The organism is Pseudomonas sp. S09G 359, from assembly GCF_002843605.1.
In the GTDB taxonomy this organism is placed as follows: domain Bacteria; phylum Pseudomonadota; class Gammaproteobacteria; order Pseudomonadales; family Pseudomonadaceae; genus Aquipseudomonas.
Map to the genome: position 1 here is coordinate 2,003,290 of NZ_CP025263.1, position 20,644 is coordinate 2,023,933.

General features: G+C 58.4%; 18 protein-coding genes. 16 read left to right on the top strand and 2 right to left on the bottom strand.

Annotated features, from left to right (window positions below; all coding sequences use genetic code 11):
- The first annotated feature begins 194 nt into the window (after positions 1-194).
- From CXQ82_RS09175 to CXQ82_RS09185, 3 genes are all read left to right on the top strand, one after another.
- Positions 195-1,046 carry a glycine betaine ABC transporter substrate-binding protein gene (locus tag CXQ82_RS09175; RefSeq protein WP_101268120.1) on the top strand — a complete coding sequence of 284 codons (852 nt, stop codon included), beginning with the start codon at positions 195-197 and terminating at the stop codon, positions 1,044-1,046.
- Between the two features lie 197 nt (positions 1,047-1,243).
- Complete coding sequence (locus CXQ82_RS09180; protein WP_003190001.1) at positions 1,244-1,555, top strand: DUF485 domain-containing protein; 312 nt, start codon at positions 1,244-1,246, stop codon at positions 1,553-1,555.
- Positions 1,552-3,210, top strand: a complete 1,659-nt coding sequence (locus CXQ82_RS09185) for a cation acetate symporter (protein ID WP_101268122.1) — start codon at positions 1,552-1,554, stop codon at positions 3,208-3,210. Before CXQ82_RS09180 ends, CXQ82_RS09185 begins: the two co-directional genes overlap by 4 nt.
- 243 nt (positions 3,211-3,453) lie before the next feature.
- On the opposite strand, the gene gltA is transcribed toward CXQ82_RS09185, so the two are convergent.
- Positions 3,454-4,743, bottom strand: coding sequence for a citrate synthase (gene gltA / locus CXQ82_RS09190; RefSeq protein ID WP_003210575.1), 1,290 nt, complete (start codon positions 4,741-4,743; stop codon positions 3,454-3,456).
- A 364-nt stretch (positions 4,744-5,107) separates the two neighbouring features.
- Here gltA and sdhC point away from each other — a divergent pair, with 364 nt between their 5' ends.
- The 11 genes from sdhC to CXQ82_RS09245 all read left to right on the top strand — a co-directional run bounded on the left by sdhC (position 5,108) and on the right by CXQ82_RS09245 (position 19,171).
- Positions 5,108-5,482 (top strand): succinate dehydrogenase, cytochrome b556 subunit, encoded by a 375-nt coding sequence (sdhC, locus tag CXQ82_RS09195; protein WP_101268124.1) that lies wholly within the window; start codon positions 5,108-5,110, stop codon positions 5,480-5,482.
- On the top strand, positions 5,476-5,844 hold the full coding sequence (sdhD, locus tag CXQ82_RS09200; protein WP_003172805.1) for a succinate dehydrogenase, hydrophobic membrane anchor protein: 369 nt from the start codon (positions 5,476-5,478) through the stop codon (positions 5,842-5,844). The genes sdhC and sdhD overlap by 7 nt, the downstream gene beginning before the upstream one ends.
- Before the next feature lie 3 nt (positions 5,845-5,847).
- The gene (gene sdhA, locus CXQ82_RS09205) at positions 5,848-7,620 is read left to right on the top strand and encodes a succinate dehydrogenase flavoprotein subunit (protein ID WP_101268126.1); all 1,773 of its coding nucleotides are present in this window, start codon (positions 5,848-5,850) and stop codon (positions 7,618-7,620) included.
- Between the two features lie 11 nt (positions 7,621-7,631).
- The gene (locus CXQ82_RS09210) at positions 7,632-8,336 is read left to right on the top strand and encodes a succinate dehydrogenase iron-sulfur subunit (RefSeq protein ID WP_003172807.1); all 705 of its coding nucleotides are present in this window, start codon (positions 7,632-7,634) and stop codon (positions 8,334-8,336) included.
- A 262-nt stretch (positions 8,337-8,598) separates the two neighbouring features.
- Positions 8,599-11,430 carry a 2-oxoglutarate dehydrogenase E1 component gene (locus CXQ82_RS09215; RefSeq protein WP_101268129.1) on the top strand — a complete coding sequence of 944 codons (2,832 nt, stop codon included), beginning with the start codon at positions 8,599-8,601 and terminating at the stop codon, positions 11,428-11,430.
- Positions 11,431-11,474: 44 nt separating this feature from the next.
- Positions 11,475-12,704, top strand: a complete 1,230-nt coding sequence (gene odhB / locus CXQ82_RS09220) for a 2-oxoglutarate dehydrogenase complex dihydrolipoyllysine-residue succinyltransferase (RefSeq protein ID WP_101268131.1) — start codon at positions 11,475-11,477, stop codon at positions 12,702-12,704.
- A 98-nt stretch (positions 12,705-12,802) separates the two neighbouring features.
- Positions 12,803-14,239, top strand: coding sequence for a dihydrolipoyl dehydrogenase (gene lpdA / locus CXQ82_RS09225; RefSeq protein ID WP_101268133.1), 1,437 nt, complete (start codon positions 12,803-12,805; stop codon positions 14,237-14,239).
- Between the two features lie 204 nt (positions 14,240-14,443).
- Complete coding sequence (gene sucC, locus CXQ82_RS09230) at positions 14,444-15,610, top strand: ADP-forming succinate--CoA ligase subunit beta (RefSeq protein WP_003210567.1); 1,167 nt, start codon at positions 14,444-14,446, stop codon at positions 15,608-15,610.
- Positions 15,610-16,491 (top strand): succinate--CoA ligase subunit alpha, encoded by an 882-nt coding sequence (sucD, locus tag CXQ82_RS09235; protein WP_010166265.1) that lies wholly within the window; start codon positions 15,610-15,612, stop codon positions 16,489-16,491. Before sucC ends, sucD begins: the two co-directional genes overlap by 1 nt.
- A 394-nt stretch (positions 16,492-16,885) precedes the next feature.
- Positions 16,886-18,199 (top strand): branched-chain amino acid transport system II carrier protein, encoded by a 1,314-nt coding sequence (gene brnQ, locus CXQ82_RS09240; protein WP_101268136.1) that lies wholly within the window; start codon positions 16,886-16,888, stop codon positions 18,197-18,199.
- 234 nt (positions 18,200-18,433) lie between these two features.
- Positions 18,434-19,171, top strand: coding sequence for a DUF599 domain-containing protein (locus CXQ82_RS09245; protein ID WP_101268138.1), 738 nt, complete (start codon positions 18,434-18,436; stop codon positions 19,169-19,171).
- A 93-nt stretch (positions 19,172-19,264) separates the two neighbouring features.
- On the opposite strand, the gene CXQ82_RS09250 is transcribed toward CXQ82_RS09245, so the two are convergent.
- Entirely contained in the window at positions 19,265-19,516 is a 252-nt protein-coding gene (locus tag CXQ82_RS09250; protein WP_101273751.1) for a hypothetical protein, read from the bottom strand.
- Positions 19,517-19,674: 158 nt separating this feature from the next.
- Between CXQ82_RS09250 and CXQ82_RS09255 the strand changes: the two genes are divergently transcribed.
- Both CXQ82_RS09255 and CXQ82_RS09260 read left to right on the top strand, forming a co-directional pair.
- Entirely contained in the window at positions 19,675-20,151 is a 477-nt protein-coding gene (locus tag CXQ82_RS09255) for a PaaI family thioesterase (protein ID WP_101268140.1), read from the top strand.
- Positions 20,148-20,600: a PaaI family thioesterase gene (locus CXQ82_RS09260; protein ID WP_101268142.1), complete on the top strand. Its 453-nt coding sequence runs from the start codon at positions 20,148-20,150 to the stop codon at positions 20,598-20,600. Before CXQ82_RS09255 ends, CXQ82_RS09260 begins: the two co-directional genes overlap by 4 nt.
- Positions 20,601-20,644 lie beyond the last annotated feature (44 nt).

Genomic DNA, 20,644 nt, shown 5'->3' on the forward strand with positions numbered 1-20,644 from the left:
ATGTCGTTTCTTGCTTGTATGAGGTCGCTGACAGAGCAGGTCGATGGCGCAGGCAGGTTGATTATCGAAGTGTCAGCACTCCACTGATGTCGACGCCACCGGATCGATGCGCGTGAAGGGGGCGCGGTGCACCACATAACAACAGGTTGACGTCGCTCGGCATCCGCCGGGCGCAGCACTTTCGGGGAAGTACGATGAAGATGCGACGACTCTTGGGCGCAGCTGCCACTCTGGTAGTTGCGATGAGCTCCACACTGGCCAGCGCCGACAGCAAAACCCTGAGCATCGGCTATGTGGACGGTTGGTCCGACAGCGTTGCCACCACTCACGTGGCGGCAGAGGTGATCAAGCAAAAGCTCGGTTATGACGTGAAACTGCAAGCGGTTGCCACCGGGATCATGTGGCAGGGCGTGGCCACCGGCAAGCTCGACGCCATGCTGTCCGCCTGGCTGCCCGTGACCCACGGTGAATACTGGGCCAAGAACAAGGACAAAGTGGTCGACTACGGCCCCAACTTCAAGGATGCGAAGATCGGTCTGATCGTGCCGGAGTACGTCAAGGCCAAGTCCATCGAAGACCTCAAGACCGATACCACCTTCAAGAACAAGATCGTCGGCATCGACGCCGGTTCAGGCGTGATGCTCAAGACCGACGAAGCCATCAAGCAGTACGGCCTCGATTACAAGCTGCAAGCCAGCTCGGGCGCCGCGATGATCGCCGAGTTGACCCGCGCCGAAGACAAGCAGGAATCCATTGCGGTCACCGGTTGGGTGCCACATTGGATGTTCGCCAAGTGGAAACTGCGTTTCCTCGACGATCCAAAAGGGATTTACGGTGCTGCGGAAACCGTCAACAGCATCGGCAGCAAGGGCCTGGAGAAGAAAGCGCCGGAAGTCGTGGCGTTCCTGAAGAAATTCCAGTGGGCCTCCAAGGATGAAATCGGCGAAGTCATGCTGGCCATCCAAGAGGGCGCCAAGCCTGATGCAGCGGCCAAGGATTGGGTCGCCAAGCACCCTGAGCGTGTCGCTGAGTGGACTGGTAAGTAATATCCCCTGATATATCCCTGTGGGAGGGGGCAAGCCCCTCCCACATTGATTTCTCCCCCCCCTGCAAATGTTTCTGCGCCCCCACAAACCCTCGCTACACTCGATCTAAGACTAAGGTCGTCTGGAACCTGTCCCGCAGCCGAATACAGTGGATATGTTCCAAAATAATAAAAAGCTGTGCTGCGAGGATAAAAACAATGAACGACAGCATTTACCTCTCGATTCAAAACAGCCCGCGTTTCAAGGAGCTGGTGAGAAAAAGGGAACGATTCGCCTGGATTCTCTCGGCAATCATGCTAGGGCTTTACTCCGCTTTCATCCTGTTGATCGCCTACGGGCCACAAGTGCTGGGGGCCAAGATCAGCCCCGGTTCGTCGATTACCTGGGGCATTCCCCTGGGCGTCGGGCTGATTGTGTCGGCCTTTATCCTGACCGGCATCTACGTGCGCCGGGCCAATGGCGAGTTTGACGACCTGAACAATGCGATTCTCAAGGAGGCTGCGCAATGATCCGGCGTCTACTGGCCCTATTCGGCGCTTCGCTCTTTGCTCCTGCCCTTTGGGCGGCGGACGCATTGACCGGCGAAGTGCACAAACAACCCCTCAACGTCTCCGCCATCGTGATGTTCGTCGCGTTCGTCGGTGCCACCCTGTGCATTACCTACTGGGCGTCCAAGCGCAATAAATCGGCGGCCGACTACTACGCGGCTGGCGGCAAGATCACCGGTTTCCAGAACGGCCTGGCAATTGCCGGCGACTACATGTCGGCGGCGTCATTCCTGGGGATTTCCGCGCTGGTGTTCACCTCCGGCTACGACGGCCTGATCTACTCGATCGGCTTCCTGGTGGGCTGGCCGATCATTCTGTTCCTGATCGCCGAGCGCCTGCGTAACCTGGGCAAGTACACCTTTGCCGACGTGGCGTCCTATCGCCTCGGGCAAACCCAGATCCGCAGCCTGTCGGCGTGTGGCTCGCTGGTGGTGGTAGCGTTCTACCTGATCGCGCAGATGGTCGGTGCGGGCAAGCTGATCCAACTGCTGTTCGGCCTGGACTACCACGTTGCGGTGATCCTGGTGGGCATCCTGATGTGCATGTATGTGCTGTTCGGCGGCATGCTGGCGACCACCTGGGTACAGATCATCAAGGCGGTGCTGTTGCTGTCCGGTGCTTCGTTCATGGCGCTGATGGTAATGAAGCACGTCAACTTCGACTTCAACATGCTGTTCTCCGAGGCGATCAAGGTTCACCCTAAAGGTGAAGCGATCATGAGCCCCGGCGGCCTGGTGAAAGACCCGATCTCGGCATTCTCCCTTGGCCTGGCACTGATGTTCGGTACCGCCGGCCTGCCGCACATCCTGATGCGCTTCTTCACCGTAAGCGACGCCAAGGAAGCGCGTAAGAGCGTGCTGTATGCCACCGGCTTCATCGGCTACTTCTATATCCTGACCTTTATCATCGGCTTCGGCGCGATCCTGCTGGTCAGCACCAACCCGGCGTTCAAGGATGCTGCAGGCGCTCTGCTGGGTGGTAACAACATGGCGGCGGTGCACCTGGCCAACGCGGTGGGCGGCAGTATCTTCCTGGGCTTCATCTCGGCCGTGGCGTTCGCCACCATCCTGGCAGTGGTTGCCGGCTTGACCCTGGCGGGTGCTTCGGCGGTGTCCCATGACCTGTACGCCAGCGTGATCAAGAAAGGCAAGGCCAACGAGAAAGATGAGATTCGCGTGTCGAAGATCACCACCGTGGCCTTGGGTGTATTGGCGATCGGCCTGGGTATCCTGTTCGAAAGCCAGAACATCGCGTTCATGGTTGGCCTGGCGTTCTCCATTGCCGCCAGCTGTAACTTCCCGGTGTTGCTGCTTTCCATGTACTGGAAAAACCTCACCACCCGTGGCGCCATGATTGGCGGCTGGTTGGGCTTGATCAGTGCCGTGGGCCTGATGGTTCTCGGCCCGACCATCTGGGTGTCGATCCTGCACCATGAGAAAGCCATCTTCCCGTACGAATACCCGGCGCTGTTCTCGATGATCATTGCGTTCGTCGGTATCTGGTTCTTCTCCATCACCGACAAGTCGGCGGCGGCAGAGAAAGAGCGTGCGCTGTACTTCCCGCAGTTTGTGCGTTCGCAGACTGGCCTAGGGGCGAGTGGGGCGGTTAACCACTAAGGGTTGTTGCTGAACAAGGAATGCCCCGGTCGTAAGGCCGGGGTATTTTTTTTGCCTGGAGTTTTGTGGTGTTTGGGCTAATGCCATCGGGGGCAAGCCCCCTCCCACAGTTAACCGAGTACAACCTTTGGAATGCGATTCAATGTGGGAGGGGGCTTGCCCCCGATGGCGGTACACCAGGCCCCACAAACAAAAACGGCCTCCACTAAGGGAGGCCGTTCTCAGTACAACTAAGCTGATTGCTTACTTGCGATCTTCCAGCTTGGTGATGTCACGCGACTCGTAGCCGGTGTACAGCTGGCGCGGGCGGCCAATCTTGTACGGGCTGGAGAGCATTTCTTTCCAGTGGGAGATCCAGCCCACGGTCCGCGCCAGGGCGAAGATCACGGTGAACATGCTGGTTGGAATGCCGATCGCCTTGAGGATGATCCCCGAGTAGAAGTCGACGTTCGGGTACAGCGAGCGTTCGATGAAGTACGGGTCGGTCAGGGCGATCTCTTCCAGGCGCATGGCCAGTTCGAGTTGCGGATCGTTCTTGATGCCCAGTTCCTTCAACACTTCGTCGCAGGTTTTCTTCATCACGGTGGCACGTGGGTCGCGGTTCTTGTAGACCCGGTGACCGAAGCCCATCAACTTGAACGGATCGTTCTTGTCCTTGGCCTTGGCGATGAACTTGTCGATGTTCGAGACATCGCCGATTTCATCCAGCATGGTCAATACGGCTTCGTTCGCACCGCCGTGGGCAGGGCCCCACAGTGCGGCGATACCGGCGGCGATACAGGCGAACGGGTTGGCACCCGAAGAGCCTGCCAGGCGTACGGTAGAAGTCGACGCGTTCTGTTCGTGGTCGGCGTGCAGGATGAAAATCTTGTCCATCGCAGCGGCCAGCACCGGGCTGATCGGTTTGATCTCGCACGGGGTGTTGAACATCATGTGCAGGAAGTTTTCCGCGTACGTCAGGTCGTTGCGCGGGTACATCATGGGTTGGCCCATGGAGTACTTGTAAACCATTGCGGCCAGGGTCGGCATCTTGGCAACCAGGCGGATCGCGGAGATTTCGCGATGCTGCGGGTTATTGATGTCGAGGGAGTCGTGATAGAAGGCCGACAGGGCGCCGACCACACCGCACATGACGGCCATCGGGTGGGCGTCGCGACGGAAACCGTTGAAGAAGGTCTTCAACTGCTCGTGAACCATGGTGTGGTTCTTCACGGTGCTGACGAACTGGGCCTTTTGCTCGGCTGTTGGCAATTCGCCATTTAGCAGCAGGTAGCAGGTTTCCAGGTAGTCCGACTGTTCGGCGAGTTGCTCGATCGGGTAGCCGCGGTGCAGCAGAATGCCATTGTCACCATCGATATAGGTGATCTTCGACTCGCAAGAGGCGGTCGACATGAAGCCTGGGTCGAATGTGAAACGGCCCGTGGCCGTCAGGCCCCGTACGTCGATAACATCGGGACCAACGGTGCCGGTTAAAATGGGCAGCTCGACGGGGGCTGCGCCCTCGATGATCAACTGCGCTTTTTTGTCAGCCATGTGGCCTCCTATTTATGCTTCAAATCATCAGACAGACCCCCCACGCAGGGCCCGCACCACTATATTGATATAAATCCAGATGTCAATTTGCCTAAAGTCTTGCGCCAGAAGGCTTTAACCGTACTTTTTCCTCGAAATTGACTGCCATTTACGCCTTTTATCCCGCCAGCGCAATCAGCTATTAGGGTGAGGAGCGCGCGTTGTCATTAGTAACCTAACTGTCTATACTCGGCCACCGACCGCCAAGGGCTTTTGGGCTTGCTTTCATTGGGGGTCGCACTCCCTGGGTGGTGCTTACCTGACCAGTGCACTCCCCAACAACTTTGCCCTGATTGTTAGGGGCTCTTCAGTGTGAAAAAAAGCCGTGAATAGCCAACGACCTGTAAACCTAGACCTAAGGACCATCAAACTCCCCATCACCGGCGTTACGTCGTTCCTGCACCGTGTTTCCGGCATCATCCTGTTCCTGGGCTTGGGCATCATGCTTTATGCATTGAGCAAATCCCTGGGTTCCGAGGAAGGTTACGCCGAGGTGAAGGCATGCTTGACCAGTCCGCTGGCCAAGTTCGTAGCATGGGGCCTCCTGTCCTCTCTTCTGTATCACCTGGTAGCCGGTGTGCGCCACTTGATCATGGACATGGGCATCGGTGAGACGCTGGAAGGCGGCCGCCGTGGCTCGAAAATCATCATCGCCATTTCCGTGGTGCTGATCGTTCTGGCAGGAGTTTGGATATGGTAACCAGCGTTACGAACCTTTCGCGTTCGGGCCTCTATGACTGGATGGCACAGCGTGTGTCTGCGGTCGTTCTCGCGGCTTATTTCATTTTCCTGATCGGATACCTCGTCGCAAACCCGGGCATCGGCTATGAGCAATGGCACGGCCTGTTTTCCCACAATGCGATGCGAATCTTCAGTCTGCTGGCCCTTGTAGCCCTGGGCGCTCACGCCTGGGTCGGCATGTGGACCATCGCGACCGACTACCTGACGCCGATGGCGCTGGGCAAGTCCGCGACCGCAGTCCGTTTCCTCTTCCAGGCAGTCTGCGGCGTTGCAATGTTCGCGTACTTCGTCTGGGGTGTGCAGATTCTTTGGGGTATCTGATTCATGGCTAACATTCCAACTATTTCATTCGACGCCATCATTATTGGTGGCGGCGGTGCTGGCATGCGCGCAGCGCTGCAGCTGGCTCAGGGCGGTCACAAGACTGCCGTGATCACCAAGGTGTTCCCGACGCGTTCCCACACCGTATCGGCCCAAGGTGGCATCACCTGCGCCATCGCCTCCGCCGACCCGAACGATGACTGGCGCTGGCACATGTACGATACCGTCAAGGGTTCCGACTACATCGGTGACCAGGACGCTATCGAATACATGTGTCAGGAAGGCCCGGCTGCGGTGTTCGAGCTGGACCACATGGGTCTGCCGTTCTCCCGTACCGAACAAGGTCGTATCTACCAGCGTCCATTCGGCGGCCAGTCGAAGGATTACGGTAAAGGCGGCCAGGCTGCCCGTACCTGCGCGGCGTCCGACCGTACCGGTCACGCACTGCTGCACACCCTTTATCAGGGCAACCTGAAAGCCGGTACTACGTTCCTGAACGAGTACTACGCTGTCGATCTGGTGAAAAACTCGCAAGGCGAGTTCGTCGGTGTGATCGCCATCTGCATCGAAACCGGTGAAACCACCTACATCCGCGCCAAGGCTACCGTGCTGGCGACGGGCGGTGCAGGCCGTATCTACGCCTCCACCACCAACGCCCTGATCAACACCGGCGACGGCGTTGGCATGGCTCTGCGTGCTGGCGTGCCGGTGCAAGACATCGAAATGTGGCAGTTCCACCCGACCGGTATCGCCGGTGCCGGTGTACTGGTTACCGAAGGTTGCCGTGGTGAAGGTGGATACCTGATCAACAAGCACGGCGAGCGTTTCATGGAGCGTTATGCTCCGAACGCGAAAGACCTGGCTGGTCGTGACGTTGTTGCCCGTTCGATGGTTAAAGAAATCATCGCCGGCAACGGCTGTGGTCCGAATGGCGACCACGTACTGCTGAAGCTCGATCACCTCGGTGAAGAAGTGCTGCACAGCCGCTTGCCTGGTATCTGCGAGCTGTCCAAGACCTTTGCTCACGTTGACCCGGTGGTTGCTCCGGTTCCGGTCGTGCCGACTTGCCACTATATGATGGGCGGCGTGCCGACCAACATTCATGGCCAGGCGATCACCCAGAACGCTGAAGGCGTGGACGAAATCATCCACGGCCTGTTCGCGGTAGGCGAAGTGGCCTGCGTATCGGTACACGGTGCCAACCGCCTGGGCGGCAACTCGCTGCTCGACCTGGTGGTATTCGGCCGTGCTGCCGGCCTGCACCTGGAAAAAGCGCTGACTGACGGCATCGAATACGATGACGCCACCGACGCCAACATCGAAGCCGCCCTGGCGCGTCTGAACGCTCTGAACGAGCGCACCGATGGCGAAGACGTGGCAACCCTGCGTCGCGAGCTGCAAAGCTGCATGCAGAACTACTTCGGTGTATTCCGTACCGGCGAATACATGCAGAAAGGTATTGCCCAGTTGGCCGACCTGCGTACGCGCATCGCCAACGTCAAGATCAACGATAAGTCGCAGGCGTTCAACACTGCGCGTATCGAAGCTCTGGAACTGCAAAACCTGCTGGAAGTGGCTGAAGCGACTGCAATCGCCGCCGAGGTTCGTAAAGAATCCCGTGGTGCACACGCCCGTGAAGACTTTGAAGATCGCGACGACGAAAACTGGTTGTGCCACACCCTGTACTTCCCGGGTGACAAGCGCGTAACCAAGCGTGCCGTGAACTTCTCGCCGAAGACGGTTCCGACGTTTGAACCGAAGATTCGGACTTACTAAGGGTGGCTGCCATGTTGAAAGTCAGTGTTTACCGCTACAACCCTGATCAGGACGCTGCGCCGTTCATGCAGGAATTCCAGGTCGATACCGGTGGTAAAGACTTGATGGTGCTGGATGTATTGGCACTGATCAAAGAGCAGGACGAAGGTTTCTCGTATCGTCGCTCTTGCCGTGAGGGTGTTTGTGGCTCCGACGGCATGAACATCAACGGCAAAAACGGCCTGGCGTGCATCACGCCGCTGTCCGCCGTGGTTAAAGGTAACAAGCTGATCGTTCGTCCTCTGCCAGGTTTGCCGGTTATCCGTGACCTGGTCGTCGATATGAGCATCTTCTACAAGCAATACGAGAAAGTTAAGCCGTTCCTGCAGAACGACACGCCGGCTCCGGCCATCGAGCGTCTGCAGTCCCCTGAAGAGCGTGAAAAGCTCGACGGTCTGTACGAGTGCATCCTGTGCGCTTGCTGCTCGACCTCGTGCCCGTCCTTCTGGTGGAACCCGGACAAGTTCCTGGGTCCAGCTGCTCTGCTGCAAGCGTACCGCTTCCTGGCAGACAGCCGTGACACCAAGACGTCCGAGCGTCTGGCTTCACTGGATGACCCGTTCAGCGTATTCCGCTGCCGCGGGATCATGAACTGCGTCAACGTATGTCCCAAAGGCCTGAACCCGACTAAGGCCATTGGTCACATCCGTAACATGCTGCTGCAAAGCGGCGTGTAACTGACGTTGTAGTAAAAGCAGGACCGTTGTGCCCGTAAATGCTGCGGCGCAGGCTTCAACCGGCGCCGTAGTTTTAACTTGAGCAGCGACTTACAAAGCCGCGGCTCTTATTTTGAAGAAATGAGACAAGCAGGGGCATTCGGGTTGGTACCCGAACTATCAGCGTGATCCTAAGTGGCTTGTTTTGGTCGCTGCACTTGGCCTTTTGCAAGCAAACTCGGTGTTTTCGCCGGTGGTGTCCCCAAATCGAGGGTGACCAAGCATGCAAGAAAGCGTGATGCAGCGCATGTGGAACAGCGGCTATCTTTCAGGTGGTAACGCTGCCTATGTGGAAGAGCTTTATGAGCTCTACCTGCACGACCCTAACGCTGTGCCAGAAGAATGGCGCACCAAATTTCAGACGTTGTCTTCAGACGGCAACGCTGCCACCGATGTATCGCACGCAACAATTCGCGATCAGTTTGTGCTGCTGGCAAAGAACCAGCGCCGCGCCCAGCCGGTTTCCGCCGGTAGCGTGAGCAGCGAGCACGAGAAGAAGCAAGTTGAAGTATTGCGACTGATCCAGGCCTACCGGATGCGTGGCCACCAGGCGGCCCAGCTTGACCCGCTGGGGCTCTGGCAGCGTCCTGCACCTGCTGACCTGTCGATCAATCATTACGGCTTGACCAATGCCGATCTTGATACGACCTTCCGTGCCGGCGACCTGTTCATCGGCAAAGAGGAAGCGAGCCTACGCGAAATTCACGAAGCGTTGCAGCAGACATATTGCCGCACCATTGGCGCTGAGTTCACGCACATCACTGATTCCGAGCAACGCCACTGGTTCCAGCATCGCCTGGAAGGCGTGCGCGGCCGTCCGGTGCTGTCCGCGGATGTACGCAGCCACCTGCTCGAGCGCGTGACCGCAGCTGAAGGCCTGGAAAAATACCTGGGTACCAAATACCCGGGCACCAAGCGTTTCGGCCTGGAAGGCGGCGAAAGCCTGATTCCGATGCTCGACGAGCTGATCCAGCGTTCCGGTTCCTACGGTACCAAGGAAATCGTGATCGGCATGGCTCACCGTGGTCGCCTGAACGTGTTGGTCAACACCTTCGGCAAGAACCCGCGCGAGCTGTTCGACGAGTTCGAAGGCAAGAAGAAGGTCGAGCTGGGTTCCGGTGACGTTAAATACCACCAGGGCTTCTCGTCCAACGTGATGACCACCGGCGGTGAAGTTCACCTGGCCATGGCCTTCAACCCATCCCACCTGGAAATCGTTTCTCCAGTGGTCGAGGGTTCGGTACGTGCTCGCCAGGATCGTCGTAACGACACCACCGGTGAGAAGGTTCTGCCGATTTCCATCCACGGTGACGCGGCGTTCGCCGGTCAAGGCGTGGTCCTGGAAACGTTCCAGATGTCGCAGACTCGCGGCTTCAAGACCGGCGGTACCGTTCACATCGTCATCAACAACCAAGTGGGCTTCACCATCAGCAACCCGCTGGATGCGCGCTCTACCGAGTACGCGACCGACGTTGCCAAGATGATCCAGGCGCCGATCCTCCATGTGAATGGTGATGATCCGGAAGCCGTGTTGTTCGTGACCCAGTTGGCCATCGACTACCGCATGCAGTTCAAGCGTGACGTGGTGATCGACCTGGTTTGCTACCGCCGTCGCGGTCACAACGAAGCCGACGAACCGAGCGGCACCCAGCCGTTGATGTACCAGCAGATCACCAAGCAGCGCACTACCCGTGAGCTGTACGCCGAAAGCCTGACCAAGGCCGGCGTGCTGGATGATGCGCGTGTTCAGGCGAAGATCGATGAATACCGCAACGCGCTGGACAACGGTCTGCACGTAGTGAAAAGCCTGGTTAAAGAGCCGAACAAAGAGTTGTTCGTGGACTGGCGCCCGTACCTGGGTCACGCCTGGACTGCACGTCACGACACTTCGTTCGATCTGAAAACCCTGCAGGAACTGTCTGCCAAGCTGCTGGAAATTCCAGAAGGCTTCGTGGTGCAGCGTCAGGTTGCGAAGATCTACGAAGACCGTCAGAAGATGCAAGCCGGCGGCCTGCCGATCAACTGGGGTTACGCCGAAACCATGGCGTACGCGACCCTGGCGTTCGAAGGTCACCCGATCCGCATGACCGGCCAGGACATCGGCCGTGGTACGTTCTCGCACCGTCATGCTGTGCTGCACAACCAGAAAGACGCGGGTACCTACATCCCGTTGCAGAACCTGTACGAAGGCCAGCCACGTTTCGACCTGTACGATTCGTTCCTGTCCGAAGAAGCCGTACTGGCGTTCGAATACGGCTACTCCACCACCACGCCTAACGCGCTGGTGATCTGGGAAGCCCAGTTCGGCGACTTCGCCAACGGTGCCCAGGTGGTTATCGACCAGTTCATCACCAGCGGCGAGCACAAGTGGGGCCGTCTGTGCGGTCTGACCATGTTGCTGCCGCACGGTTATGAAGGTCAGGGTCCGGAGCACTCCTCGGCCCGTCTGGAGCGTTACCTGCAGCTGTGCGCCGAGCACAACATCCAGGTGTGCGTGCCGACTACCCCGGCCCAGATCTACCACTTGCTGCGTCGCCAGGTGATCCGCCCGCTGCGCAAGCCGCTGGTAGTGCTGACCCCGAAATCGCTGTTGCGTCATAAATTGGCCATCTCGACCCTGGAAGATCTGGCCGACGGTTCGTTCCAGACCGTGATTCCGGAAATCGACACGCTGGACGCCGCCAAAGTCACGCGCCTGGTCCTGTGCAGCGGCAAGGTCTACTACGACTTGCTGGAAAAACGCCGTGCCGAAGGCCGCGAAGACATCGCTATCGTGCGTATCGAGCAGCTTTACCCGTTCCCGGAAGACGACCTGATGGAGGCCATCGCGCCTTATACCAACCTCACCAATGTGGTGTGGTGTCAGGAAGAACCGATGAACCAGGGCGCTTGGTACAGCAGCCAGCATCATTTGCGTCGCAGCATCGGCAACCATAACAAGGCCCTGGGTCTTGAGTACGCCGGTCGTGATGCTTCTGCTGCACCTGCGTGTGGTTATGCGTCGATGCACGCCGAGCAGCAGGAAAAACTGCTGCAAGATGCTTTCACTGTTTAACGCCTTCGCGCTGACTGAAACCGAATTTTAAGGACCCACAGATAATGGCTATCGAAATCAAAGCCCCGTCATTCCCGGAATCGGTTGCCGATGGCACCGTTGCCACCTGGCACAAGAAACCAGGCGACGCCGTAAAGCGTGACGACCTGATCGTCGACATCGAGACCGACAAAGTCGTTCTGGAAGTGTTGGCCGAAGCTGACGGCGTACTGGGCGCAATCGTTGCCGAAGAGGGCGCTACCGTCCTGTCGAACCAGGTACTGGGCTCGATCGAAGCAGGCGGCGCTGCTGCCGCTGCTCCAGCCGCCGCTGCTGCTGCTGCTCCGGCTGCCGCACCTGCCGCTGCCGCTCCGGCTGCCGGTGCTGAAGATCCAATCGCTGCACCGGCTGCACGTCAGCTGGCGGAAGAAAACGGCATCAACCTGGCTTCCATCAAAGGCACCGGCAAAGACGGCCGTGTGACCAAGGAAGACGTGGTTGCTGCTGTTGAAGCCAAGAAAAACGCTCCAGCTGCCGCACCTGCCAAGGCTGCTGCCCCGGCTGCCGCTGCGCCTGTGTTCGCCGCTGGCGACCGCACCGAGAAGCGCGTACCGATGACCCGCGTACGTGCCACCGTGGCCAAGCGTCTGGTTGAAGCTCAGTCGAACATGGCGATGCTGACCACTTTCAACGAAGTCGACATGACCGAAGTCATGGCCCTGCGTTCGAAGTACAAGGATCTGTTCGAGAAGTCCCACAACGGCGTGCGCCTGGGCTTCATGTCGTTCTTCGTGAAAGCGGCCACCGAAGCGCTGAAACGCTTCCCGGCAGTTAACGCTTCCATCGACGGCGGCGACATCGTTTACCATGGCTATGCAGACGTCGGCGTTGCCGTGTCCAGCGACCGTGGCCTGGTGGTTCCGGTTCTGCGTAACGCCGAGCTGATGAGCCTGGCTGAAATCGAAGGCGGCATCGCCGGCTTCGGTAAGAAAGCCCGTGACGGCAAGCTGACCATCGACGAGATGACCGGCGGTACCTTCACCATCACTAACGGTGGTACCTTCGGTTCGATGATGTCGACGCCGATCGTCAACCCACCGCAAGCTGCGATCCTGGGCATGCACAACATCATCCAGCGTCCGATGGCCATCAATGGCCAAGTCGTGATCCGCCCGATGATGTACTTGGCGCTGTCGTACGATCACCGCCTGATCGATGGTAAAGAAGCCGTGACTTTCCTGGTGACCATCAAGAACCTGCTGGAAGACCCGGCTCGTCTGCTGCTGGATATCTGATAGAAGCAGCTGCAGGCTCTGTGACAGGCTGCCCATAAGGCAGTCTGGTTCAGGGCTTGCGGCTTGAAAGCTTGCTGCTAAATAGAGGAACTATTTTCATGTCGCAGAAATTTGACGTTGTAGTGATTGGTGCAGGTCCTGGCGGTTACGTTGCCGCGATCAAGGCCGCACAACTGGGCCTCTCGACTGCTTGCATCGAAAAATACACCGACAAGGAAGGCAAACTGGCATTGGGCGGTACTTGCCTGAACGTTGGTTGCATTCCTTCCAAGGCGCTGCTGGACAGCTCCTGGAAATTCCACGAAGCCCAAGACGGCTTCGCGATCCACGGCATCAACCATGCTGGCGTGACCATGGACGTACCAGCAATGGTCGGCCGTAAAGCCAACATCGTTAAAGGCCTGACTTCCGGCGTTGCCACCTTGTTCAAGGCCAACGGCGTTACTTCCCTGCAAGGCCACGGCAAGCTGCTGGCCGGCAAGAAAGTTGAAATCACCAAGCCAGACGGCTCGGTTGAAGTCATCGAAGCCGAAAACGTGATCCTGGCACCAGGCTCGCGTCCAATCGACATTCCGCCTGCACCCGTTGACCAGAACGTGATCGTTGATTCGACCGGCGCCCTGGAATTCCAATCGGTTCCTAAGCGTCTGGGCGTGATCGGCGCTGGCGTGATCGGCCTGGAGCTGGGTTCGGTATGGTCCCGCCTGGGTTCTGAAGTGACTGTGCTGGAAGCCCTGGACACGTTCCTGCTGGCTGCCGACACCGCGGTGTCCAAAGAAGCGCTGAAAACCCTGACCAAACAAGGTCTGGACATCAAGCTGGGCGCACGCGTTACCGGTTCCAAGGTCAACGGCGAAGAAGTCGTTGTGACCTACACCGATAAAGACGGCGAGCAGACCATCACTTTCGACAAGCTGATCGTAGCCGTGGGTCGCCGTCCAGTGACCACCGACCTGCTGGCTTCTGACAGCGGCGTGAACATCGACGAGCGTGGCTTCATCCACGTTGACGATCACTGCGCTACCACCGTGCCTGGCGTCTACGCCATCGGCGACGTGGTTCGCGGCATGATGCTGGCGCACAAGGCTTCCGAAGAAGGCATCATGGTTGTGGAGCGCATCAAGGGCCACAAAACCCAGATGAACTACGACCTGATCCCATCGGTTATCTACACCCACCCGGAAATTGCATGGGTCGGCAAGAACGAACAGCAGTTGAAAGCTGAAGGCGTTGAAGTTAACGTCGGCACCTTCCCGTTTGCTGCTTCTGGCCGTGCCATGGCAGCCAACGACACCGGTGGTTTTGTCAAAGTGATCGCTGATGCCAAGACTGACCGCGTATTGGGCGTCCACGTGATCGGCCCGAGCGCTGCAGAACTGGTTCAGCAGGGCGCAATCGGTATGGAATTCGGCACCAGTGCCGAGGACCTGGGCATGATGGTCTTCTCCCATCCGACCCTGTCCGAAGCGTTGCACGAAGCAGCGTTGGCAGTGAATGGCGGCGCCATCCACATCGCCAACCGCAAGAAGCGCTAAGCGAGATAATAAGAAACCACGGCGGAGTTGCCCGTCGTGAGCCTTGCGCGCAAGACTCACCGCGGAATATCCGCTGGACGCAGCCTTGCGCAGCTTTACGGGCCTTAAGCCCCGCAAGTTGCGCAAGCAGCAGTCACAGGTGGCGCGGCACTCATAATGAGCGCAGCGCCGAATGCGCAGTACCTAACGAAGACGGTAAAAAGCATGAATCTTCACGAGTATCAGGGTAAGCAGCTGTTCGCTGAATACGGCCTGCCAGTTTCCAAGGGCTACGCAGTAGACACCCCGGAAGCAGCAGCAGAAGCTTGCGACAAAATCGGTGGCACCGAGTGGGTTGTCAAAGCCCAGGTCCACGCTGGTGGTCGCGGTAAAGCGGGCGGCGTTAAGCTGGTTCGCAGCAAAGAAGACGCCAAGGCCTTCGCACAGCAGTGGCTGGGCAAGCGTCTGGTGACTTACCAGACTGATGCCAATGGCCAGCCAGTCACCAAGATCCTGGTTGAATCGTGCACTGATATCGCTAAAGAGCTGTACCTGGGCGCTGTCGTTGACCGTTCGAGCCGTCGCATCGTGTTCATGGCCTCCACCGAAGGTGGCGTGGACATTGAGAAGATCGCCGAAGAAACCCCAGAAAAAATTCTGAAAGCCACTATCGATCCACTGGTTGGCGCTCAGCCATTCCAGGGTCGCGAGCTGGCTTTCCAGCTGGGCCTGGAAGGCAAGCAAGTTGCCCAGTTCGCCAAGATCTTCGTAGGTCTGGCCAAACTGTTCCAGGATCACGATCTGGCCCTGCTGGAAGTGAACCCGCTGGTGATCAAGGCTGACGGCGATCTGCACTGCCTCGACGCCAAGATCAACATCGACGCCAACGCCATGTACCGTCAGCCTAAGCTGAAGACTTTCCACGATCCGTCGCAAGACGATCCGCGCGAAGCGCACGCTGCCAAGTTCGAACTGAACTACGTAGCCCTGGAAGGTAACATCGGTTGCATGGTCAACGGTGCTGGCCTGGCCATGGGTACCATGGACATCGTCAACCTGCATGGCGGCAAACCAGCCAACTTCCTCGACGTGGGCGGTGGTGCTACCAAAGAACGCGTTACCGAAGCCTTCAAGATCATCCTGTCCGACTCCAACGTCGCTGCAGTACTGGTCAACATCTTCGGCGGCATCGTTCGTTGCGACATGATTGCCGAAGGCATCATCGGTGCAGTGAAAGAAGTTGGCGTTAAAATCCCGGTTGTTGTTCGCCTCGAAGGTAACAACGCTGAACTGGGCGCTAAAGTACTGGCAGAAAGCGGTTTGAACATCATCGCGGCTACCAGCCTGACCGACGCTGCTCAACAAGTTGTCAAAGCTGCGGAGGGCAAATAATGAGCGTCCTGATCAATAAAGACACCAAAGTTATCTGCCAGGGTATTACCGGTTCGCAAGGTAGTTTCCACACCCAGCAAGCCATCGAATACGGCACCAAGATGGTTGGCGGCGTAACTCCAGGCAAAGGCGGCACCGAGCACCTGGGTCTGCCAGTGTTCAACACCGTGAAAGACGCTGTAGCTGCCACTGGCGCCACCGCCAGCGTGATCTACGTTCCAGCTCCTTTCTGCAAGGACTCGATCCTGGAAGCAGCATTCGGCGGCATCAAGCTGATCGTTTGCATCACCGAAGGCATTCCTACCCTGGACATGCTGGACGCTAAAGTTAAGTGCGACGAGCTGGGTGTTACCCTGATCGGCCCTAACTGCCCAGGCGTGATCACCCCAGGCGAATGCAAGATCGGCATCATGCCAGGTCACATTCACTTGCCAGGTAAAGTCGGTATCGTTTCGCGTTCCGGCACCCTGACCTACGAAGCTGTGAAGCAGACTACTGACGCCGGTTTCGGTCAGTCGACTTGCGTCGGCATCGGCGGTGACCCGATCCCAGGCTCCAACTTCATCGACATCCTGAAGCTGTTCCAGGAAGACCCGAAGACCGAAGCGATCGTAATGATCGGTGAGATCGGCGGTTCGGCTGAAGAAGAAGCGGCTGCCTACATCAAGGCACACGTGACCAAGCCGGTTGTTTCCTACATCGCTGGTGTGACTGCCCCTGCGGGCAAGCGCATGGGCCATGCTGGCGCAATCATCTCTGGTGGCAAGGGTACTGCAGACGAGAAGTTTGCTGCCCTGGAAGACGCAGGCGTTAAAACCGTGCGTTCGCTGGCAGACATCGGCAAGGCTTTGTCCGAGCTGACCGGTTGGGCTGTCAAGTAAGCTTCGCGCTTAGCTGACGCTTTACCAAGCAAAGGCCACCTTCGGGTGGCCTTTGTGCGTTCTGTGGGAGGGGGCTTGCCCCCGATGGGGGAGTGTCAGTTGATAACGCTATAACTGACCCACTGCTATCGGGGGCAAGCCCCCTCCCACATTTGAATCTATTGCCAGATTAAGTACGAAAACGCGACATTCTGATGTCGCTTATCGGACAGTACGCCCCGCAACAGTGCGTTTGTCAGCCTAATTCTGTAATCTACCCGCCTCTTTATGCGTCCGCATCCCAAAAGGAAGCCGCGCGCTAGACCCGTCGGCCTCCATAAGGGCCGGCAGTATTTCCCTCATCCATAGGGAATCCCTCTCTAAATTCCGATTCAGTAGTGTGGTATTTCCTCAAATGAAAGTGTTGAAAAGCCAGGATATCCTGGCGTTGGGCTTTATGACCTTTGCCCTGTTCGTGGGCGCCGGCAACATCATCTTCCCGCCTATCGTTGGTTTGCAGTCCGGGCCTCACGTCTGGATGGCAGCGCTGGGCTTCCTGATCACTGCAGTCGGTTTGCCGGTGGTCACCGTGATCGCCCTGGCCAAGGTCGGCGGCGGTATGGACGCATTGAGCAGCCCGATCGGCAAGATCGCCGGTGGTCTGCTCGCGGCGGCGGCGTATCTGGCGGTAGGCCCGCTGTTCGCCACCCCGCGTACCGCAACTGTATCGTTCGAAGTCGGCCTGGCGCCGCTGACCGGCGAAAGCCCGCTGGCGCTGTTCCTCTACAGCTCGGTGTATTTCCTGGTGGTGTTCTTCGTGTCCCTGTACCCGGGGCGCCTGCTGGACACTGTGGGGCGTTTCCTCGCGCCGCTGAAGATCATCGCGCTGGCCATCCTCGGTATTGCCGCGTTTGCGTTGCCGGCTGGTGAGGTGGGTGTCGCTACCCCGGAATACGTGGCTGCGCCGTTCTCCCAGGGCTTTATCAATGGTTACCTGACCATGGATACCCTCGGTGCGCTGGTGTTTGGCATCGTGATCGTCAATGCCATCCGCTCCCGTGGCGTCGAGTCGCCCAAGCTGATCACCCGCTACGCGATCATTGCCGGGCTGATTGCCGGCGTGGGCCTGGCGCTGGTGTATGTCAGCCTGTTCCGCCTGGGGGCGGGCAGCCATGAAGTCGCCGCCGGTGCCGCCAACGGCGCTGCGGTATTGCACGCGTATGTACAACACACGTTCGGCTCCCTGGGCAGCGGCTTCCTCGCGGTGCTGATTTCCCTGGCTTGCCTGGTGACCGCGGTTGGCCTCACCTGCGCGTGCGCCGAGTACTTCAGCAAAATCCTGCCGCTGTCCTACAAGACCCTGGTAGTGATCCTGGCGCTGTTCTCGCTGTTCGTGTCCAACCTGGGCCTGACCAAGCTGATTGCCTTCTCGATCCCGGTACTGACCGCGATCTACCCGCCGTGCATCGTGCTGGTGGCGTTGAGCTTCTGCAAAGACTTCTGGCAGGAACAGGGCCGTATTGTCGGCCCGGTGATGTTGGTGTCGTTCGTCTTTGGCTGCATCGATGCGCTCAAGGGTGCCGGCCTGGCCGATTGGATGCCGTCGCAGTTGGCGCATCTGCCGTTGAGCGAGCAGGGCCTGGCGTGGCTGGTACCGTCGGTGATGACGCTGGTTGTGGCGGTGGTGGTTGACCGGATGCTCGGCAAACGCAGCGAAGCGATCGCGTAACCAACGGTTTCGCGCAGTACTGAAATGCCCCGTATCAATAGATACGGGGCATTTTTTATGCTTATGGGGCTGCACCTTCTACAGTTGGAATACGGTCGGTGTGGGAGCGGGCTTGCTCGCGAATGCCGTGGGTCAGTGCCAGATATATAAACTGAACCACCGCATTCGCGAGCAAGCCCGCTCCCACATTTTTTAGACCGTGTTCGCCTTCATCCACCGCTCAATAGGACCCGCATGTCGTTCGTCGAAACCAACCAAGTCCACCTGCTTGCCGCTCTCTGGTTTGTGCTGTGCTGGGGCGGCTACACCCGTTATGCCATCTGGAAAGCCCGGGATACCGCGTGTCTGGCCAGCGTGCTGCACCTGTATTGCGAAGATTGGATGCGTCGCATGCTCCTGCGCGACAACCGTATCGCCGATGCCAGCGTAATCGGCAACCTGGAGCGCAACGCTTCGTTCTTTGCCTCCAGCACCTTGATCATCCTCGCCGGCATTCTCACCGTACTCGGTGCGTCCGAGCGGGCGGTGTCGCTCCTGGCGGATATCCCCATGGTGCAGCAGGCCTCCCAGGGCATGTCGGAAATCAAGTTGTTGTGCCTGGCGCTGGTGTTTGTCTACGCCTTCTTCACCTTCAGCTGGTGCATGCGCCAGTACAACTTCGCCGCGGTGCTGGTGGGCTCGGCGCCGATGATCGGTGAGCGACATGTGTCGGAGCAGGAGCGCAATGCGTTTGCCCTGCGCGCGGCGCGGGTGATCTCCATGGCCGCCAACCAGTTCAACTTCGGCCTGCGCGCTTATTATTTCGGCATGACCATGCTGGCGTGGTTTGTCAGCCCTTGGTTATTTATGTTGATGAGTGCCGGGGTAGTGTGCGTGCTGTATCGCCGGGAGTTTCATTCCGACGTACTGCAGGTGATGGTGTATACGCAAACGGATGCCGCATTGCCCGAGGCCGTCAAAGAGCCGGCTTAGTTCGTAATGCGTCGAATAAAAACTCCAGGCAAAGAAAAGCCCGCTATCTAAGCGGGCTTTCTTTTTACAGCCAAGCTATTTCAAACCGCGGTATCAAGAACCCGAGGCAGGCGTAGCTGGTGCTGCTTCTTTAGCGGCGGCTGCGTTCGATTCAGCCTGAGCTTTGGCAGCATCGGCGTTTTCTTTCGCAGCGTCGTTCACTTTATCCTGAGCCTTCGCCATATCTTTCTGAGCTTGCTCGGAATGTGCCGCGGCGTCTTGGGCTTTGTCTTCGGATTTTTTATCGCAGGCAGCGAGACCGAGGGCAGCGGCCAGCATCATGGAAATAGCTAAAGTCTTGCGCATGGGGTGTTTCTCCTTATTGAAGATATCTACTGGCCTTTCGAGCATGGCGCTTCAGCATTAGTTCCTTTTATTCCATAGATATATAAAACACGGCCTTCAGGGAACTTTCCACCGCCCCCTCCACTGCGAAGATCAACACTAATAAGAGTCTGGATTCAATGACCGAAACCCTACTGTTAGAGCGTTCGACACGTTTTGTTTCAGCTTTGCGCCACTGCCAGGTGCTGGGTATTGGCGTGCATGACGCAAGCGGGGAGGGCATCACGCTGGTCCTGCCCTACGCCGCGCATCTCGTCGGCGACCCTACCACCGGCGTGATCCACGGCGGTGCATTGACCTCGCTGATGGACACTGCGTGCGGCATGGCCACCTTGTGTGTGCTGCCGGAGTTCGAGGTGTGCCCGACCCTCGACCTGCGTATCGACTACATGCATGCCGCCGCGCCGCTCAAGCCGGTGTATGGCTTTGCCCAGTGCTACCGGGTGACCACCGACGTGATCTTTACCCGTGGCTTTGCTTATCAGGACGACCCGCAACAGCCCATCGCCCATGTGGTGGGCACGTTCATGCGCATGGGTAAGCGCCTCAAGGGCGCGCAAGGGCTGGGAGATGCAATCAAGGGGGCGCAGGCATGACACACCGATTCAAGACCCGCCTGGAGCAGGCCCACGCGCGCGGCAACTACGCAGCGCTGCTGGAGCTGATCCCCTACGCCGAACTGATCGGCATCGAATGCACGCGGCTGGGGGATGAGTTGCTGTTTCGCCTGCCGGCCAACAAGGACAATATTGGTAACCCCATATTGCCTGCGCTTCACGGCGGGGTGATTGCCGGCTTTATGGAGCTGGCGGCGGCGCTGCACCTGATGGTGTTTACCGGCGCGCCGGGTGTGCCGAAAATCATCGACTTCTCCCTCGATTACCTGCGCGCCGGGCAGTTTCGCGACACGTACGCCACCTGCCAGGTGTGGCGCCAGGGTCGACGGGTGGCGAATGTGGCGATCACTGCGTGGCAGAGCACCGCGGCCGAACCCATCGCCACCGCCCGCGCGCATTTCAAGATCGAGGAAACAGCCCGCCCTTGAAATCCTGGTCTTAGCCCCCAACTTTGATGACAACCCGCCGCCAA

Excerpts from the sequence above, each read along its gene's own strand:
- CXQ82_RS09175 (WP_101268120.1), top strand. The coding sequence starts at position 195 with ATGAAGATGCGACGACTCTTGGGCGCAGCTGCCACTCTGGTAGTTGCG.
- CXQ82_RS09180 (WP_003190001.1), top strand. The coding sequence starts at position 1,244 with ATGAACGACAGCATTTACCTCTCGATTCAAAACAGCCCGCGTTTCAAG.
- CXQ82_RS09185 (WP_101268122.1), top strand. The coding sequence starts at position 1,552 with ATGATCCGGCGTCTACTGGCCCTATTCGGCGCTTCGCTCTTTGCTCCT.
- gltA (WP_003210575.1), bottom strand. The coding sequence starts at position 4,743 with ATGGCTGACAAAAAAGCGCAGTTGATCATCGAGGGCGCAGCCCCCGTC.
- sdhD (WP_003172805.1), top strand. The coding sequence starts at position 5,476 with ATGGTAACCAGCGTTACGAACCTTTCGCGTTCGGGCCTCTATGACTGG.
- sdhA (WP_101268126.1), top strand. The coding sequence starts at position 5,848 with ATGGCTAACATTCCAACTATTTCATTCGACGCCATCATTATTGGTGGC.
- CXQ82_RS09210 (WP_003172807.1), top strand. The coding sequence starts at position 7,632 with ATGTTGAAAGTCAGTGTTTACCGCTACAACCCTGATCAGGACGCTGCG.
- CXQ82_RS09215 (WP_101268129.1), top strand. The coding sequence starts at position 8,599 with ATGCAAGAAAGCGTGATGCAGCGCATGTGGAACAGCGGCTATCTTTCA.
- odhB (WP_101268131.1), top strand. The coding sequence starts at position 11,475 with ATGGCTATCGAAATCAAAGCCCCGTCATTCCCGGAATCGGTTGCCGAT.
- lpdA (WP_101268133.1), top strand. The coding sequence starts at position 12,803 with ATGTCGCAGAAATTTGACGTTGTAGTGATTGGTGCAGGTCCTGGCGGT.
- sucC (WP_003210567.1), top strand. The coding sequence starts at position 14,444 with ATGAATCTTCACGAGTATCAGGGTAAGCAGCTGTTCGCTGAATACGGC.
- sucD (WP_010166265.1), top strand. The coding sequence starts at position 15,610 with ATGAGCGTCCTGATCAATAAAGACACCAAAGTTATCTGCCAGGGTATT.
- brnQ (WP_101268136.1), top strand. The coding sequence starts at position 16,886 with ATGAAAGTGTTGAAAAGCCAGGATATCCTGGCGTTGGGCTTTATGACC.
- CXQ82_RS09245 (WP_101268138.1), top strand. The coding sequence starts at position 18,434 with ATGTCGTTCGTCGAAACCAACCAAGTCCACCTGCTTGCCGCTCTCTGG.
- CXQ82_RS09250 (WP_101273751.1), bottom strand. The coding sequence starts at position 19,516 with ATGCGCAAGACTTTAGCTATTTCCATGATGCTGGCCGCTGCCCTCGGT.
- CXQ82_RS09255 (WP_101268140.1), top strand. The coding sequence starts at position 19,675 with ATGACCGAAACCCTACTGTTAGAGCGTTCGACACGTTTTGTTTCAGCT.
- CXQ82_RS09260 (WP_101268142.1), top strand. The coding sequence starts at position 20,148 with ATGACACACCGATTCAAGACCCGCCTGGAGCAGGCCCACGCGCGCGGC.